At 41.8% G+C, this 17116-nt stretch carries 16 protein-coding genes and 1 tRNA gene; 10 read left to right on the top strand and 7 right to left on the bottom strand.

The features are described 5' to 3' along the window. Window positions 1-219: 219 nt before the first annotated feature. Window positions 220-1104, bottom strand: coding sequence for a 4-hydroxy-tetrahydrodipicolinate synthase (gene dapA, locus NWP17_RS12080; protein WP_280655156.1), 885 nt, complete (start codon window positions 1102-1104; stop codon window positions 220-222). A gap of 74 nt (window positions 1105-1178) precedes the next feature. Further along, complete coding sequence (locus NWP17_RS12075; RefSeq protein WP_280655155.1) at window positions 1179-2231, bottom strand: aspartate-semialdehyde dehydrogenase; 1053 nt, start codon at window positions 2229-2231, stop codon at window positions 1179-1181. Window positions 2232-2913: 682 nt separating this feature from the next. Here NWP17_RS12075 and tig point away from each other — a divergent pair. From tig to NWP17_RS12055, 4 genes are all read left to right on the top strand, one after another. Beyond that, on the top strand, window positions 2914-4335 hold the full coding sequence (gene tig, locus NWP17_RS12070) for a trigger factor (RefSeq protein ID WP_280655154.1): 1422 nt from the start codon (window positions 2914-2916) through the stop codon (window positions 4333-4335). A gap of 272 nt (window positions 4336-4607) precedes the next feature. Continuing rightward, window positions 4608-5306, top strand: coding sequence for an ATP-dependent Clp endopeptidase proteolytic subunit ClpP (clpP, locus tag NWP17_RS12065; RefSeq protein WP_280655153.1), 699 nt, complete (start codon window positions 4608-4610; stop codon window positions 5304-5306). Window positions 5307-5315: 9 nt separating this feature from the next. Continuing rightward, window positions 5316-6650, top strand: a complete 1335-nt coding sequence (clpX, locus tag NWP17_RS12060; protein WP_280655152.1) for an ATP-dependent protease ATP-binding subunit ClpX — start codon at window positions 5316-5318, stop codon at window positions 6648-6650. A gap of 349 nt (window positions 6651-6999) precedes the next feature. Continuing rightward, window positions 7000-7884 (top strand): alpha/beta fold hydrolase, encoded by an 885-nt coding sequence (locus tag NWP17_RS12055; RefSeq protein WP_280655151.1) that lies wholly within the window; start codon window positions 7000-7002, stop codon window positions 7882-7884. A gap of 10 nt (window positions 7885-7894) precedes the next feature. On the opposite strand, the gene NWP17_RS12050 is transcribed toward NWP17_RS12055, so the two are convergent. Then, window positions 7895-8881: a GntR family transcriptional regulator gene (locus tag NWP17_RS12050; RefSeq protein ID WP_280655150.1), complete on the bottom strand. Its 987-nt coding sequence runs from the start codon at window positions 8879-8881 to the stop codon at window positions 7895-7897. A 176-nt stretch (window positions 8882-9057) separates the two neighbouring features. Between NWP17_RS12050 and NWP17_RS12045 the strand changes: the two genes are divergently transcribed. Together NWP17_RS12045 and NWP17_RS12040 are read left to right on the top strand one after the other, a co-directional pair. Then, a complete protein-coding gene (locus NWP17_RS12045) occupies window positions 9058-9807 on the top strand; it encodes a dienelactone hydrolase family protein (RefSeq protein ID WP_280655149.1) in 750 nt (249 codons plus the stop codon). Window positions 9808-9963: 156 nt separating this feature from the next. Beyond that, a complete protein-coding gene (locus tag NWP17_RS12040; protein ID WP_280655148.1) occupies window positions 9964-10866 on the top strand; it encodes a S1 RNA-binding domain-containing protein in 903 nt (300 codons plus the stop codon). A gap of 81 nt (window positions 10867-10947) precedes the next feature. Here the strand turns inward: NWP17_RS12040 and NWP17_RS12035 are convergent. Together NWP17_RS12035 and NWP17_RS12030 are read right to left on the bottom strand one after the other, a co-directional pair. Next, window positions 10948-11032 (bottom strand) — tRNA-Ser (locus tag NWP17_RS12035). A 146-nt stretch (window positions 11033-11178) separates the two neighbouring features. Further along, the gene (locus NWP17_RS12030; RefSeq protein ID WP_280655147.1) at window positions 11179-12084 is read right to left on the bottom strand and encodes a TIGR04168 family protein; all 906 of its coding nucleotides are present in this window, start codon (window positions 12082-12084) and stop codon (window positions 11179-11181) included. A gap of 148 nt (window positions 12085-12232) precedes the next feature. Between NWP17_RS12030 and nadA the strand changes: the two genes are divergently transcribed. Continuing rightward, on the top strand, window positions 12233-13198 hold the full coding sequence (nadA, locus tag NWP17_RS12025; protein WP_280655146.1) for a quinolinate synthase NadA: 966 nt from the start codon (window positions 12233-12235) through the stop codon (window positions 13196-13198). Between the two features lie 62 nt (window positions 13199-13260). Here nadA and NWP17_RS12020 read toward each other — a convergent pair whose 3' ends face one another. Continuing rightward, complete coding sequence (locus NWP17_RS12020) at window positions 13261-14187, bottom strand: hypothetical protein (RefSeq protein ID WP_280655145.1); 927 nt, start codon at window positions 14185-14187, stop codon at window positions 13261-13263. A 237-nt stretch (window positions 14188-14424) separates the two neighbouring features. Here NWP17_RS12020 and ureE point away from each other — a divergent pair, with 237 nt between their 5' ends. Genes ureE through ureG form a run of 3 tightly spaced genes read left to right on the top strand, consistent with a single transcriptional unit; the run spans window position 14425 to window position 16151 of the window. Beyond that, window positions 14425-14868 carry an urease accessory protein UreE gene (gene ureE / locus NWP17_RS12015; protein WP_280655144.1) on the top strand — a complete coding sequence of 148 codons (444 nt, stop codon included), beginning with the start codon at window positions 14425-14427 and terminating at the stop codon, window positions 14866-14868. Continuing rightward, entirely contained in the window at window positions 14846-15535 is a 690-nt protein-coding gene (locus NWP17_RS12010) for an urease accessory protein UreF (RefSeq protein WP_280655143.1), read from the top strand. Before ureE ends, NWP17_RS12010 begins: the two co-directional genes overlap by 23 nt. A gap of 10 nt (window positions 15536-15545) precedes the next feature. Further along, window positions 15546-16151 (top strand): urease accessory protein UreG, encoded by a 606-nt coding sequence (gene ureG, locus NWP17_RS12005; RefSeq protein WP_280655142.1) that lies wholly within the window; start codon window positions 15546-15548, stop codon window positions 16149-16151. Window positions 16152-16446: 295 nt separating this feature from the next. Here the strand turns inward: ureG and NWP17_RS12000 are convergent. Further along, on the bottom strand, window positions 16447-17116 hold a 670-nt coding region (locus tag NWP17_RS12000; protein ID WP_280655141.1), incomplete at its 5' end, for a bluetail domain-containing putative surface protein.

Genomic DNA, 17116 nt, shown 5'->3' with positions numbered 1-17116 from the left:
TTTACATATATAACTCTTCTCATTTTCATTAGATACATATTTATCTTTTTTGTCTCCATTGGTAGTTTATTAAATTTCATACCTCACTCAACTACAAAATCATATATTTATGACAGTTTAAGCATAGAAATTTAAAATGCAAACCAGTTACCATTACTTTCATTGTTGATATACATAATCTAGAAACGACAAATCATTCAGCCTTACACAAGTTGCTGTCTAGGTTAAATCAAGTTTTTTTAACACCGCCTTTAACTTATCAATAGTATCTGAATCAGCCTCCCCTAGGGGCAGACGACTTGAACCAACATCCCAGCCTTGAAGTTTCAAGGCTTGTTTAATTAGAATGGGATTTGTAGTTAAAAATAAAGCTTTAAACAACGGAAATAGTTGTAAATGAATTTCTTGAGCAGTGGTGATTTGTCCAGCAGTAAACGCTTGGATCATCTGCTGTAGTTGATTACCTACCAAGTGAGAAGCTACACTCACCACCCCTGTTCCCCCGACTGCTAACAAGGGTAATGTTAGGGAATCATCTCCAGAGTAAATCTGGAATTCTTTTGGGGTCGAGCGACGGATTTCAGTAGACTGGTCTAGGTTTCCACTGGCTTCTTTAATGCCGACAATATTCTTAATTTGTGCTAACTGGGCAACAGTATCTGGATTTAGGTTTTGGCCAGTACGTCCAGGGACGTTGTATAAGAGTAGTGGCAGTTCCGGACAAGCTTGGGCTATAGCTTGAAAGTGCTGATATAGACCTGCTTGTGGTGGTTTGTTGTAATAAGGTACAACTTGTAATGAACCGTGTACTCCTATTGTAGCAGCTTTTTGGGTGGCTGCCATCGCCTCCTTAGTGGAATTAGAACCACATCCTGCTATAACCTTAGCTTTTCCTGCCACCGCCTGCAATACTTCTACAAACAACTGGTATTCTTCGTCCCAAGTTAGAGTCGGTGATTCTCCTGTTGTGCCACATACTACTAATGTATCTGTACCGTTATTAGCTAGATGTGCTGCTAATTTTGCCGCCACATCATAGTTAACACTACCGTCTGCTTTAAACGGCGTAATCATAGCGGTTAAAACTTTGCCAAATTCTCCCACCCTGTTTTCACTCCTAATCAGCCTTTTGGTTTTTCCTATAACCTATTGGTCAATAACACCTGAAATCTAATTGGCTATTTCTTTTCACTTAAAGCCTGCGCTTTTGCTGGTTTAAGTAGACTTTTTTCTACTAATAACTCCGCAATTTGCACTGCATTCAATGCAGCGCCTTTACGAATTTGGTCACCACACAGCCATAATTCCAACCCGCAGGGATGAGAAATATCTTGACGAATCCTCCCCACTAGCACTTCATCTTTACCTGTGGCTTCTATGGGCATCGGGAAGTAATTATTTTGCCAATCTTCTATTAATTTTACTCCGGGAGCGCGACTTAAAATTTCTCTGGCTGCATCTGCACTAAAGGGATTTTCAAATTCTAAATTAATTGCTTCTGAATGGGCGCGAAGTACGGGAACCCTGATACAAGTGGCAGTAATTTTTATTTCTTGGTCGCCAAAAATTTTCCGGGTTTCGTTGACCATTTTCATTTCTTCCTCACAGTAACCGAAATCGTTTAAAGGTGAGTTATGTGGGAACAGGTTGAACGCCAACTGATAAGGTAACACCTCGGCTACTGGTTGTTGTCCCTGTAAGATAGCGCTGGCTTGGGTTTTCACTTCTACCATTGCTTTAGCACCTGCGCCACTGGCTGATTGATAGGTTGAGGCGACGATACGTTTGATGGGACTTACTTGATGGAGAGGCCAAATTGCCACCGTCATCAAAATTGTGGTGCAGTTGGGGTTAGCGATAATACCTTGATGGTTAACAGCCGCTAATGGATTTACCTCTGGTACTACTAGCGGAACTTCCGGTTGCATCCGAAAGGCGCTGGAATTATCTATTACCACTGCACCTTTTGCTACAGCAACACTGACCCAAGTTTTGGATGTGGAACCCCCAGCGCTGGCTAACACTAGATCCAGATTTTCCAGGGAGCGATCGCTGACCAATTCTACTGGTAAATCTTCCCCTTTAAACCGCAGCAATCGGCCTGCACTCCGTTCTGATGCCAATAGCTTTAATTCTGCTACCGGAAAATCACGGCTTTCTAGTAATTCCAACAACTCTGTGCCCACGGCACCAGTTGCGCCCAAAATAGCTACACGATAGGATTTCGACAAATTAGCTTTCTCCTTTAAGCGATCATCATCTGTAGTTTTTACAAAAATTTGATAATTTATACTTGCTTACACTTATGGCGGTGATTTATTTTCAATAATTTTTTTTTATTTTCTGGGAATTTTCTCAATACAGTCCTTTTTTTTCTAGCTTACATGAAGTTCAACCATGTTGAAATTTTTGGAAATTTACTGTCATTGCTGCTATTATTTTCCACCTATTCTACAAAAGAATATAATAATTATACAACAACATAGTGTCCAGTAAACAAAACAAGTATCTATGGCAATTGTCAATCACGATGGATTCCAACTGTTGACACTGACTTTCACCTGCACGCATACGGACAGAGCAGACAACAAAACACATGATAGCCAGATATGCTAGTTGTTAACCAGGATATCACAGTGTTACACCTTTGAGTTAAGAAAGACGAAAATGGTTAAGTTATTGTAATAACTCAGAGTTTCAATAAGTAAAGTTATTACGGCAAATTGTCAAGTCCCTTGCCATTGGCGGTAAACTGGATATCTACTCAAGGCAGTCATCCATACAATATTGGATTTTGACAGATAACTTGTGGGCACCTTCCATTCCCAACCCAAGAGAAAACAACCCAAAGAAGCGGTAAATCGCCTATTGTGGGTATTTGTAGCCAAAAAATCAGAAATATAGAGACGAAGCATGAAAGTTACCCAGGAAAAACTTCCCGCCAGCCAAATTGGCTTGGAAATCGAGATTACGCCAGAAATTACTCAAAAGACTTACGAACAGGTAATTAAAAACTTAGCTAGTACTACAACTATTCCTGGGTTTCGTAAAGGCAAGGTACCCCGGCCGATATTGCTACAGCGCCTGGGCGTAACTCGCATCAAAGCAGCAGCATTGGAAGAACTAGTCCAAGATGGGGTAGAAAAAGCACTCAAACAGGAAGAAATTGCCGCAATTGGACAACCACAACTGCGGAGTTCCTTTGAGGAATTGATGAGTAATTATGAACCAGGCAAACCTCTGACTTTTTTAGCAGCTGTGGATGTCGAACCTGAAATTAATCTGGTACAGTACACTGGTTTGGTGGCTAAAGCCGAGGAAATCAAATACAACTCCAATCAAGTTGATGAAGTCCTAGAAAAACAAAGACAAGAGTTAGCGACCTTGATTCCCGTAGAAGGACGTGTAGCCCAAATTGGCGATGTAGCAGTAGTTGATTTTAAAGGTGTGCTGGCGAGAGGTGGAGGCGAAGAGGAAACAGCCGAGCCAACACCAATTCCCGGTGCTGAAGCCACAGATTTTCAACTAGAATTGCAAGAAGATAAATTTATTCCCGGTTTTGTATCAGGGATGGTGGGGATGAATCCTGGAGAAACTAGGGAAATTGCGGCTCAGTTCCCAGATCCTTACGCTAACGAGGAGTTAGCTGGAAAAGCAGCAACTTTCACAGTCACACTGAAAGAACTGAAAGAAAAAGAATTACCAGAATTGAACGATGACTTCGCCCAGGAAGTTAGTGACTTTGATACCTTGGATCAACTGCGTGCTTCTTTAGAAGAACGATATCAAAAAGAAGCTGAGGAAAAAACTAAATCCAATCAGCAGGAAGCTTTACTGGTAGAACTGCTCAAGAATGTAGAAGTTGACTTACCAGTAACCTGGATTGAGAAAGAAATAGATGCGATGCTGACTCAAACAGCAATGCGGCTTTCTCAGCAAGGATTGGATGTGAAACGGCTGTTTACTCAAGATATTATCCCCAAATTGCGGGAGCAATCGCGCAATGAGTCCATTGAACGCCTAAAACGGTCTCTGGCGTTAATGGAAGTGAGCAAACGCGAATCTATCAATGTAACACCTGAAGAAGTTGAAACCAGAGTCTCCGAATTGATGCAGCAGTACGCAGACCAAGAAATTGATGCTGAAAGACTGCGCTCAGTGGTGGAAGACGAACTTTTAACCGAAAAAATTGTTGATTGGCTGCTAGAACATTCATCAGTGGAACTTGTCCCCGCAGGTTCTCTCTCTACCCCAGCAGAAACAGCCACAGAGTCTGAAACCACTGTACTTGAAACTGAGGAACAAGTCCCCCCCGCTAGTACAGAACCAATATAATCTGTGGTAAGACCCGATTAATCGCGCTTTCACAAAAAGTGCTGAGTAAAAAATCTTACTACTCGGCACTTTGCTTGAGAGACGTGATAAATATCTCCACAGCAAATTCCGGGAACACATAGCATAAAATTGGAAGAAATCAGCTATCTCTGATGGCTTTACCTTGATCTCCTGCACCCAGAGCTATATTCATAAGGCATAATAGTTAAGAAACAGGTCAAATAAAATTGCATTCCTAACTAGTCCTAACTTAATTCTCAATTTTTTCTTATATGCTTGTATCTCAGTTGGCAAATTACCCCATCCATAGTTTAAGCAGCATCAAAATTAGCTCCCACTTGAGCCAACCGACTAACATTGTACCCATGGTGGTAGAGCAGTCTGGCATGGGAGAAAGGGCTTTTGATATTTACTCCCGCCTCCTGCGGGAGCGGATTATCTTTTTGGGTACTCCCATAGATGATGCTGTCGCCAATTCAATTGTGGCTCAATTGCTTTACCTAGACTCCGAAGACTCAGAAAAAGATATCCAACTGTATATCAATTCTCCTGGCGGTTCTGTCTACGCAGGGATGGCAATTTATGATACAATACAGCAGATACGTCCAGATGTTGTTACCATATGTTTTGGATTAGCCGCCAGTATGGGAGCATTTCTATTAGCAGCAGGTTCTGCTGGTAAACGTATGTCCCTACCAGACTCTCGCATCATGATTCACCAACCACTGGGGGGTGCTCAAGGTCAAGCCATTGATATTGAGATTCAAGCGAGAGAAATTCTTTATGTTAAGGCTCAGTTGAATCAGTTACTTAGTCATCACACTGGTCAACCCCTAGAAAGACTTGAAGCAGATACTGAACGCGACTTTTTTATGTCGGCGGAAGAAGCAAAAAATTACGGTTTAATTGATCAAGTCATTTCCAGACAAAACATTCCCTCCACAAGGGAAAAGGTCACTATTCTGAAATAAGAGGCTGGTATGTCTAAGTACGACTCCCATTTAAAATGTTCGTTTTGTGGCAAGTCTCAAGAGCAAGTACGTAAATTAATCGCAGGTCCGGGAGTCTACATCTGCGATGAATGCGTTGACTTGTGTAATGAAATCCTCGATGAAGAGTTACTTGACACAAATGCTGCTGCGTCACAACCAGCACCAAAATCAGAACCACCTCAAAAACGTCGTGTCCGTTCTTCTAATTTCTCACTTAACCAAATTCCTAAACCCAGAGAAATTAAAAATTATCTGGACGAACACGTGATTGGTCAAGACGAAGCTAAGAAAGTATTATCAGTAGCAGTTTATAACCACTACAAACGTCTAGCAGCTATTCAGTCGAAAGGCAAAAATGGCGCAGACGACGCAGTAGAACTGCAAAAGTCTAATATTTTACTAATTGGCCCCACGGGTTGCGGTAAAACCCTATTGGCGCAAACCTTGGCAAAAATCTTGGATGTACCCTTTGCTGTGGCTGATGCTACAACACTCACAGAAGCAGGGTATGTTGGTGAAGATGTGGAAAATATCCTGCTGCGACTGTTACAAGTGGCAGATTTAGATGTAGAGGAAGCCCAGCGAGGTATTATCTATATTGATGAAATAGACAAAGTAGCTCGCAAAAGTGAAAACCCTTCTATCACACGGGATGTTTCCGGTGAAGGCGTGCAGCAAGCTTTGCTGAAAATGTTAGAAGGGACAATCGCCAATGTCCCTCCTCAAGGAGGACGTAAGCATCCTTATCAAGACTGTATCCAGATTGATACCAGTAATATTCTGTTTGTCTGTGGTGGGGCTTTCGTCGGTTTAGAGAAGGTGGTAGAAAATAGAATAGGCAAAAAATCTATTGGTTTTGTGCAGCCGGGAGAAAATCAGTCCAAAGAAAAACGGGCAGCCGATGTTCTCCGCTATCTAGAACCAGATGACTTAGTGAAGTTTGGTATGATTCCCGAATTTATTGGACGTGTGCCAATGACAGCTGTGGTAGATCCTTTAGATGAAGAAGCACTGATGGCAATTTTGACTAAACCACGCAGTGCTTTGGTGAAACAGTACCAAAAGCTGCTCAACATGGATAACGTCCAATTAGATTTTAAACAGGATGCTTTGCGGGCGATCGCTCAAGAAGCCTACCGCCGCAAAACGGGCGCTCGAGCCTTGCGGGGCATTGTGGAAGAATTGATGCTTGATGTCATGTACGAATTACCATCTCGTAAGGATGTTAATCGCTGCATGGTCACTAAGGAAATGGTAGAGAAGCGCTCAACAGCTGAATTAATAGTACATCCATCTTCCTTACCTAAGCCAGAATCAGCTTAGTAGTCATTAGTCATTGGTCATTGGTCATTAGCGTTTGACTTTTGACTTTTGACCGAAATGTCAACGGCGAGCGGAGCTAATGGCTTCAGACATGGGGGTTAGCCGTTGGCGATTTCAATCGCCTTCCCCATTCTTAAAATAGTTCGCTTGCACTAATAACTCTAATTTTTGCTTTTTCTCTAATATTATACCATCCCCTAGGTGTTAAAACTACGGTGGTTTTTGTTTTAACTTCATCATGAAGTATTGGTATATTTTTTAATCTTTTTTATCCTTTCATGGTTGCCATTGTGAGATATACTATGTATACTATTATGCCAAATTACTTTTGACTTTTGAATTTTGAAAAATGCCTTATATTTGTGTTCGTGGTGTTGAGCATTATTATCAATGGGTGAGAAAACCATCTGCTGCTTTGGTGAAGCCTGTTATGGTTTTTATTCATGGTTGGGCTGGTTCAGCTAGGTACTGGAAAAGTACGGCTGATGCTTTAGTAGACCAATTTGATTGTTTACTCTACGATTTGCGCGGTTTTGGTCGTTCTCGTGGAAAAAGCACCATAGCACAGCACCAGTCAAACCGGGGAACATCAGCCGTAATCAAAGAGTTAACTTACGAGCTAGAAGAATATGCTCAAGATTTAGCAGCTTTACTCGATGAGTTACAAATCCAGTGCGTTTATCTTCATGCTCATTCAATGGGTGCATCTATTGCTACATTATTTATCAACAGCTATCCCCAACGAGTAGAACGAGGGATTTTAACCTGTAGCGGCATTTTTGAGTATGACGAAAAGGCCTTTACTGCTTTTCATAAATTTGGTGGTTACGTAGTCAAATTTCGTCCTCAATGGCTAAGTAGAATACCATTCGTTGACAGAATATTTATGGCTAGATTCTTGCACAAACCCATTGCTAATTCAGATCGTCAGGCTTTTTTGCAAGATTTTCTGGCAGCAGACTATGAGGCTGCATTAGGTACAATTTATACTTCTGTGAGCAAGGCACAAGCGGAGTTAATGCCTAATGAGTTTGCCAAACTGACAGTACCCACTTTGCTGGTGGCTGGTGAGTATGACCGGATTATTCCTGCTCAGATGGGGTGTAAAGCGGCAGCAAAGAGTGACAAAATTGATTTTACTATTATTCCCAATACATCCCATTTTCCCATGTTGGAAGATGCAGCCACTTACTTACAACGAGTGCAAGAGTTTTTGCAGGTAACTCTGGGTTGAGCGGAAATTGCTAACCCAAACCAAGTTCACGTTTTAACAAACTAATTGACTTAGAACCAATGTAGTTTTCCACCTTAATAAGTTTGGGTGGACGGATAATGTCGTTAAGTAATGCTTGTACTGCTGCATGTACGCTAGGAAAACTGGCTTGATCGCTGACAATTACTTGCGCTCGTTTAACAACGGCTTGCAGTTTATACGCATCTTTGGGTTGTGCTGTCATTATCAATAGCTCATCTCCTCGTAAACCGTGAAGAATGACTTCCGCAGCACGAGCAATTCCAGCACTCAAACTCACTATACCTACGCAATTTTCCCTGGGCAAAGTTTTCAGCAAACTCAGTTCCCTGGCGTAGTCATATATATCTAAAGGAATCACACGTACAGCTTTGGGTGCGGCGATCGCTTCCACATCGCTGATGAAATAACGGCTTGTCACCACTGTCGCCGAGCTAGTTTTATCTAATACAGCCGTTAATTCTTCCATGGCCACTAACCGTACAGGTATGTTTAGAGAGATTTCCAACTCATGCACCATCAATTCACCCGCACCCATGTCATGAGAGGGAACTACAACCAATACTTGGGCGCTACAACGTAAGCGCCAATCAATTTCACCTAAAAATAGTTCCCGCGCTTGATTGAGTGAATAGCCTTGAGCAAGCATATCATTCAGTGCTTTTTGCACCAATTTATACCCATCTTCGTTTTGTTTTTTGATCGCGGGCGATTGCAGCCAGCTACCGCCTTCATCACCTCGGCTACGCACATAAATTCCCGAACCAGCTAGACTTTCCACAAACCCTTCTTCTTCCAACTGACGGTAAACTTTACTGATGGTGTTACGGTGTAAACCTGTTTGCATGGCTAATGACCGCGTGCTGGGCAACTTGTATCCAGGTGGATATTGTCGGCAAGCGATGGCAAACCGAATTTGATTAAATAATTGGTTTGAAGCGGGAATTTCACTGTCTGGCTGAATACGGAATTGAATCATTACCAAACCTGTTGATAGTGGTAGAAGCAAATAAATAACTGCATTGATTACATATTTGATATTTTATATACACAAAGCACTTTTTGGGTAGAAATTTTTTCTACCCGCACTTTGATTGGCAAATGGTCTCTAGTTACTGGCATAGTTATATCAAAGAATCACATCTTCAATCTTTTATGCAAGAGCAAATAATAAATACCACAACCGTTAATCTTTCGCAAGATAATCTGGAAATATCGGCGTATTTGGCTTTGCCACAGGCATCTGGTTCTTATCCGGGAGTTGTGGTACTACAAGAAATTTTTGGTATCAATGCTCATATTCGCGCAGTCACAGAACGAATTGCTAAACAAGGATACGTAGCCATCGCCCCGGCACTTTTTCAACGTCAGGCTCCCGGTTTTGCAACAGGCTACACTCCAGAAGATATTGAAATTGGCAGAAAGTATGCCTGGACCCAAACTCAAGCATCAGAGTTGTTGAATGATATTCAATCAGCCCTAGACTATCTCAAGACTTTACCCCAAGTGAAACTAAATAGCTTTGGCTGTATAGGCTTTTGTTTTGGTGGTCATGTAGCCTATTTAGCTGCTACACTACCAGATATTAAGGCGACTGCTTCCTTTTACGGTGCTGGCATTCCCACTCGCACACCAGGAGGCGGCGCTCCCAGTCTCACTCTGACCCCGGAAATAAAAGGCACAATATATGCTTTTTTTGGCATGGAAGATGCCAGCATTCCCAGGCAACAAGTAGATCAAATAGTCGCAGAATTAGAAAAATACCAAATTTCTCATCGTGTGTTTCGCTACGATGGATCTGACCACGGATTTTTCTGTGACCATCGCGCCAGCTATAATCCTAAAGCCGCAGCTGATGCTTGGGAGCAAGTAAAACAACTTTTTAGCAGTGTGTTAAAGGACTAGAAGGAATTGGTCAATATTCCATCTGTTTAGGTTGTTTTGCCTACCGAACAGTAATGCCATAATTATTTAACACTCCCACTAGGTGGGAATTTGTTAGGCGTTGAGTAAAACTCCAATGGCATTAAATTAACAAATAATAATTTATCTTCAATCGTCATGAACTCCGAATCGAAAGTTTCTCAACCAGCCAACTCGTCCTTTACAATGGACGATTTTGCCAAAGCACTAGAAGTACACGACTACCAGTTTCAAAAGGGACAAGTTGTATCTGGAAAAGTGTTTCAACTTGAGTCTGATGGAGCCTATGTAGATATTGGTGGCAAGTCATCGGCTTTTCTCCCCCGTGATGAGGCTTCTTTGCGAGCAGTCACGGATTTATCACAGCTGCTACCATTACATGAGGAACTGGAGTTTTTAATTATCCGAGATCAGGATGCAGAGGGTCAGGTAACTCTTTCCCGTAGACAGCTGGAAATTCAGCAAATCTGGGAACGAGTGACACAAATGCACGAAGCGGGCCAGACGGTGCAAGCCAGGGTAACAGGTGTGAATAAAGGCGGTGTTACCGTTGATATCCTCTCTTTGCGAGGATTTATTCCGCGATCGCAATTAGCAGAGCGTGATAAATTAGAGGCGCTGGTAGGGCAAAGTTTGACTGTAAGTTTTTTAGAAATTAATCGTAATGCCAAAAAACTGATCCTTTCCCAGCGATTGGCTACTCGTTCTAGCAATTTCAGCTTATTAGAACTAAATCAAGTAGTAGAAGGTAAAGTTACTGGTATTAAACCTTTTGGAATATTTGTAGATTTAGATGGACTCAGTGCCTTGCTACATATTAAGCAAATTAGCCAAAAATTCATTGAATCTCTAGAAAAATTCTTTCAAGTCGGTCAAACAATCAAAGCTGTAATTATTGACTTAGATGAGGGTAAAGGTCGTGTAGCTCTTTCTACCAGAATTTTAGAAAACTTCCCCGGTGAATTACTAGAGAATTTTGATGAGGTTATGGCTTCAGCAGAAGCCCGTGCTAATCGAGCTATCAACAAAACTGCTGAATAATTGCCGAGTTTCACGCCAATTTTTGGGCTTTTTCCTCTTGGCGTGAGGCATTGTTTTTGATATTTTTTCATACCTACTGAACGGAGAGGGGGAGATTCGAACTCCCGGAGGTTTTAGCCTCATCCGATTTCAAGTCGGACGCAATCGACCACTCTGCCACCTCTCCAATAAAACTGTCAAGCTTTTTAATTAATCCACAACAAAGCACTACCATAACACTTTTGTGGCATATTCACAAGCTGACAGACAATATTATATCTCATCTTCTGGGGGAATTGCACTACTAAAGGCAAATATTTCCGCAGGGCTGCGCTATCGCTGGTACAAAATTTCCTCCACAGTTACCTGGAAATTATAGCCCACCCAGACCAAGGAGACTTGGGACACTTCACCCCCTGTCAAGTAAACAAGGGAAAAATTACGCAGTTTTTCCCCCTGATTTTCTAAAATCCTGGGTACAGTTGCCGCGTTCAGGTAAATTGTTCCCTCTGGACTTTTAAATATAGTTTTGCGCCGCACTTTTTTAGTGTGTCTTAAAGTACGGTGCATATGACCAAATGTCACCAGAGGAATGGTTTTACCAGCCGTGAGAGCTTGAGAAATAGCTGCGCCCAGGTCTGGGTCGCCAAAGTCGCCACCGATGGGATGCCAGTCCTTACCACAGGGATCTTCAGGGCGATCGCCTAAACCACTGGGTCCATTGTGACCGAGAAAAATAATTGTTTCGTAAGCAGCCCTGTTTACGGCTTTAACGATTAGGTCGGTGGACTCCTCCAGACTTGTCACACCATAACGTTCTTGCACAATGTCGGCGAATTTCCACTCTGGCCCACCCCATGTAAAGGGACGACCCCCCACCACAGTTAAATTCCAGTCGGGAAAATCCAGTTTACTGTAACCTACATGGGCTGGCCCTAATAAATCCAGCTGTTCTTGTACCCAATCTGACTGGGAGCGGTCGTAGGGACATTTCTTACGTCCCCATTCCGTGGCTGTGTACCAGGCATCGTGGTTTCCCATCACAGCTGCTTTGGGAATGTCGAGGGAGGCGATCGCTCTCACCACGTCCACCGATTCATTGCCAAAATCGCCCACAAATAGCACTAGGTCAACACCCAGATGCTTGAGTGCAGTGCCATCTTCTAATTCCCATTGGTCGTGAACATCTCCAACTACAGCAATTTTTAGGGTTATTGATTTCGTTTTTTGACTGGTCATGCCACTTTCCTTGCAGTCTATCTCCAGCATATGAAACTCCGTCGGATTTGGACATAACTCGGCAAACTCTACTGTCTACCACTTTTGGTAAAAACTACTATAATTGAATCCACAGAACAAAACGTGCAAATTCAAGCAAACCCTAACTGTGTTTACCACTGCAATACCTCAAACCCCACTGGGCGAACTACCACTAGATTTATTTACTGCCATTGAGAGTCTCAAACAAGAACTCAATGCGGTTATCCTAGCCCATTACTATCAAGAACCAGACATTCAAGATATCGCTGACTTTATTGGCGATTCATTACAACTGGCCAAAGCCGCAGCCACAACAAATGCAGATGTGATTGTTTTTGCTGGTGTTCACTTTATGGCAGAAACGGCAAAAATACTTAATCCTGATAAATTGGTGCTGTTACCAGATTTAGATGCTGGTTGTTCTTTAGCAGATAGTTGTCCACCAGAAGCATTTGCAGCTTTTAAAGCAGCGCATCCGGATCATTTGGTGGTTTCTTACATCAACTGCTCGGCTGAAATTAAAGCCATGAGCGATATTATCTGTACTAGTTCCAACGCTGTTAAGATTATCCAACAAATACCCCAATCACAACCAATTATTTTTGCCCCAGACCGGAATTTGGGGCGGTATGTCATGGAACAAACTGGACGAGATTTGCTGCTTTGGCAAGGTAGCTGTATTGTTCATGAAACTTTTTCGGAAAAGAAAATTGTCCAGTTAAAAATTACTCATCCTGAAGCAGAAGCGATCGCTCATCCAGAATGTGAAAGTACTGTATTGCGTCATGCCAGTTTTATCGGTTCAACCGCCGCTTTACTCAAATATTGTCAAAATAGCCCGACAAAACAATTTATCGTGGCTACAGAGCCGGGGATCATTCATCAAATGCAAAAACTGGCTCCTGATAAGCACTTTATTCCGGCCCCTCCATTGAATAACTGTGCTTGTAACGAATGTCCATTCATGCGATTAAACACTCTGGAAAAATTATATTTAGCCATGAAAAATCTTACCCCTGCCATCACTATGGCAGAAGACATACGCATTGCGGCTCTGCGTCCCATTCAGAGGATGTTAGAAATGAGTGTTTAGTTAAAAGATGTTGTAGTCATTTTGTGGAGGCGTGAAATTTTGCGTCTCTACACCACCCAAAACTATAACTTACTTTTCTCCGCTTCTGTTTGTGCCACTTTACTATACTTTCTGTATAGTTGAGTGCGGATCTTAGCTTCCTCATAGCGCCTGTGATCAGGTGTCACCATACTCATTAAATCTGAAGCCCGTTGCCACTCTGCTGCTAATTCTAACCATTGAGTTGAGGTATTAGCTATTTTACCTGTATCAGAGGCTCGGTTGGCAATTCGCACAGCCTCTGCAAAATGATCTTCCAAAGGAGCAGAAACCCTATTATTAAAATCACCCGGTGAGCTTTTCTCCATTGGTGTGATAGAAAATTTAAAGGTTTCTAGTTTTATCAGGTTGATTAATTTATCACCTAACAGGGCATACACAAACCAAGTAAGTAACAGAAGTGAACATAAACCAACTGCTGCTGGTATTCTTTTTGTGGATGAATTTTTACGAAGTCCTAAAGATGGAGAAAATTGGGTTTTGGGTAAATGTATTTTTATTAATTCACTTTGAGCTTGTTTTAAATCTGTCATCAAGCGCTTGAAAATATGGGGCTGAGTTAATGTAATTTCCTGTGACCAAAGCAATTGATGATCACCATGACGATAAATTTCTGTTAGCCAGAGTAATTGCTGTTCTCTAACAATTCGACTATTGATATTAACTCGACGAATATTACGGGGTGAGATGGAATTGAGGATTTGCTGGATTTGTTCTACAAGAGTAGCCTGGTCAAGTTGTTCTTCTCTAGCCGCTTCACATAGAAGTTGTAACACACCATCGGCAAAAATGGCTCTGGTTCTCACCCCGAACTTAGCCAGTTTTTCGTTCAATAATTGAATAATCGCTGCTACACTTCCTTGGTGAGCCTGCCAAGCGATATCATTGATACCATCTGCTATTTGAACTTTAGTGCTAGATGTTGCACCCTGGGTGATTAACTGACTCATCACTTTAAACAATCCATTCTACTGGTTTTTACTTTGTCTTCAATTTTACGAGTAAAAATACAACTCGCCAAATAAAATCACAAAAATTAAGGCTTTTTTTGGTTGATAAGCAGAAGTTTTTATTGGTGTATAGTTTACTTGTGTAAGATTGTATATCATTATTTCAGCGATCGCCTATGGTTATATAGTAGATAAATTTGACTCACTAAAGCCCAAACATCAAACTAAGTTGTTAATATGCTAACTTTAACCCAACTAAAACCGCCTAATCCTGATGTTGCCGTCATGTTCACCCTAACACTGACAGCAGAAGAACGCACTCGCAGTCGTCATCGCTGGGAAACAGAAGATGGCACAGTTATATTTTTGCGTTTACCCAGAGGAACATTACTGCGAGATGGTGATATTTTGCAAGACGAAACCAGTCAAGAAAAGGTGAAAATTATTGCTAAACCAGAACCGATTTTAACTGTTTTTGCTCAAACACCGCTTTTATTAATGCGGGCAGCATATCATTTGGGAAATCGCCATGTACCCATAGAAATTACCTCTAGCTATCTACGCTTATTACCAGATTCTGTTTTACGTACCATGTTAGAACAACTGGGGCTGGAAATTAGAGAGGAAATCACACCATTTCACCCAGAATTAGGCGCTTATGGACACCATCACCCTCACTGATGCCAATTTTTTATCTATATTGCAGTTAGGTAGCCCCGGTTTGCCTGTGGGAGCATATAGCTATTCTGAAGGATTAGAACTACTCGTAGAAAATGGCACTATTTCACATCAAGCTAGTTTAAAACATTGGTTACAGGCAGAATTACAATATGGGGCAATTCGCTTAGATGGGGCGGTGATGGTACGAGCAGAAAAGTCTGCTAGAATTGGCGATAGGTCAGCCTTATGTCGGTGGAATATGTGGTTATCTGCTGCTAGAGAAACCGAAGAACTACGGGCTTGTAGTTGGCAGATGGGGCGATCGCTGGCCCAGTTGCTTGGTAAACTACAACCACAGATCATGCCTTTGGTTGATGCTGTCAATGATCCCTGCAATTATGCCATTGCTTTTGGTATTGCTGTTGCTCATGGGCAAATCAATATTAAAGCAGCTTTGCTGGCATATGTGCATAGTTGGGCTACTAATTTAATTACTGCTGGGGTAAAACTCATTCCCCTTGGCCAAACTGCGGGACAAAATTTATTGTGGGAATTACAACCATTAATTAGCGCTGTGGTAGAGGAAATGCTAGCTTTGGAAGATGACGAACTCAGGTGTTGTAGTTGGGGGTTGTCCTTGGCCAGTATGCAGCATGAAACTCAGCATACAAGATTGTTTAGGAGTTAGATAAAAAACTATGAGTGCATTACGTGTAGGAGTAGCAGGTCCAGTAGGTTCCGGGAAGACGGCTTTAGTGGATGCCATGTGTAAGGCTTTGCGTCACCAGTATCAACTGGCTGTGGTGACAAATGATATTTATACTCAAGAGGATGCTCAGTTTTTGGTGCGTTCTCAAGCATTAACAAGCGATCGCATTTTGGGAGTAGAAACTGGCGGCTGTCCCCACACAGCAATTCGTGAAGATGCTTCCATGAATTTGGCAGCCATTGAACAATTAGAAAACGAATTTATTGATTTAGATTTAGTGTTTTTGGAAAGTGGCGGCGATAATTTAGCGGCTACTTTTAGTCCGGAATTGGTAGATTTAACAATTTATGTAATTGATGTGGCAGCAGGTGATAAAATTCCCCGCAAAGGTGGACCCGGTATTACTAAATCTGATTTGTTGGTAATTAATAAAATTGATCTTGCCGCCCATGTTGGAGCAGATTTAGAGGTGATGAGACGAGATGCTGAGACAATGCGCGGTGATCAACCTTTTATTTTTACAAATTTGAAAACTCAACAAGGGCTGGCAGATGTAATTAAATTTATAGAGTTACATACAGCAAAAATGAGTTAGTAAAGACAAAATTTTATTTTCTGAAAATTATATTTAGCTTAGTTATAGCATTTCTTAAACACGTGAGATACAAATGTAAATGATCAAAGTCTTCTCGTGAGAGCATCTTGCTCGCTGCTTAATACATCTGTTTCCCCTAATGATGTACCTCACCTGGCTGACGGGGCGACAAACAAGACAGTGTAAAGAATGTAACGATTTATGGTAAAAAAAGATAGGTCAAATATTGTCAATAAGACCTATCTAATGAAAATATCGTCTCCTCGGACATTATATTAATTTCTGCACAGAACCTTTACACAGTGAAATTAGCTGTAGTTAAAGTCCCCGTTAATCCCGTCACTTCCATCACCGCGTCGGTATTAGCATTAAACCCAGCTACCCCATCGTTAATGGCCACAAAAGTTCGACTACCAAAGGTGAATTGAACCACCGCATGGGCGCTGAGGTTAGTTAATATCGCACTTATAGCCGCAGTGTCGAAGGTGGCAGGACTCCCCACATTGTTAAACTCAGTAGCAGCATTACTGACAGCAAAGCTATCTTGATTAGCATTGAAATCAGTGATGACATCAAATTTATTTAACAGTGAATTGGTCAGGTTTTCGTAGACAAAGACATCATTACGACCACGACCCAGTAAGATATCTTTACCGTTGGTGCCAATCAGGGTATCATCACCATTTGTTCCCTTGATGATGTTGTCAGCTTGGTAGATTTTCAGATGACGGAACTGACTGTTAGCTGTCGGATTAGCTACATCGTGGTCATTCACCAACGTAAGGTAGTTAAAGTTGCCTGTAAAGTAATCTCCTACGTTAATGGTGTAAGCCTTCCACCCGTGACCTGTAGTGTAGTTTTTATAGTTTTTCTGTCCCCAATTTTGAGTACCACTGAGTTGGAAAAAGTTTTGGGGGTTATTGTGGTCATTATTCATGTCAAAGCCAATACCGTGAATTTCTCCT

The sequence above is a fragment of the Chrysosporum bergii ANA360D genome (assembly GCF_029891735.1).
Lineage (GTDB): Bacteria > Cyanobacteriota > Cyanobacteriia > Cyanobacteriales > Nostocaceae > Umezakia > Umezakia bergii.
This window is presented reverse-complemented; position numbering and strand designations above follow the sequence as displayed.